The 870-nt window shown below is 66.2% G+C and carries 1 protein-coding gene; it reads left to right on the top strand.

Annotation, left to right across the window (positions count from 1 at the left end; translation table 11 throughout):
• A partial coding sequence (benC, locus tag B3M58_RS07895) for a benzoate 1,2-dioxygenase electron transfer component BenC (protein ID WP_296218153.1) occupies positions 1-870 on the top strand: 870 nt, incomplete at both ends.

Raw genomic sequence — 870 nt, 5'->3', positions numbered from 1 at the left:
CGGTGTCGGCGAAACCGTCGCCGATGCCGCGTATCGCCAAGGCATCAACATTCCACTGGATTGCCGCGACGGCGCCTGCGGGGCCTGCAAGTGCTTCGCCGAAGCCGGGCGGTATGACCTGGGCGAGGAATACATCGAGGACGCGCTGAGCGAAGCCGAGGCCGAACAGGGCTACGTGCTGACCTGCCAGATGCGCGCCGAGAGCGATTGCGTGGTGCGCGTGCCGGCCTCCTCACAGGTGTGCAAGACCCAGCAGGCCAGCTTCGAGGCGACGATCAGCGCCGTGCGCCAGCTCTCCGACAGCACCATCGCCCTGTCGATCAAGGGCGAGGCGTTGAGCAAGCTGGCCTTCCTGCCGGGCCAGTACGTCAACCTCAAGGTGCCGGGCAGCGAGCAGAGCCGCGCCTATTCGTTCAGCACCCTGCAGAAGGACGGCGAAGTCAGCTTCCTCATTCGCAACGTGCCGGGCGGCTTGATGAGCAGCTTCCTCACCAGGCAGGCCTTGACGGGCGACAGCATGACCCTGGCCGGCCCACTGGGCAGCTTCTACCTGCGCGAGATCACGCGGCCGCTGTTGCTGCTCGCCGGCGGCACCGGCCTGGCGCCGTTCACCGCGATGCTGGAGAAGATCGCCGAGCAGGGCAGTGCGCACCCCTTGCACCTGATCTACGGGGTGACCCACGACTTCGACCTGGTGCAAATGGACAAGCTCGAAGCCCTTGCCGCGCGCATCGCCAATTTCACCTTCAGCGCCTGCGTGGCCAGCCCGGACAGCAGCTACCCGCAGAAGGGGTACGTCACGCAACACATCGCGCCCAAGCACCTCAACGACGGCGATGTGGATGTTTACCTGTGCGGCCCGCCGCCGAT

Origin of the sequence: Pseudomonas sp. UBA2684, assembly GCA_002354655.1 — a bacterium.
Taxonomy (GTDB): Bacteria; Pseudomonadota; Gammaproteobacteria; order Pseudomonadales; family Pseudomonadaceae; genus Aquipseudomonas.
Note: the sequence above shows the minus strand (reverse complement) of the source record. Positions and strands in the feature narration are given on the sequence as shown.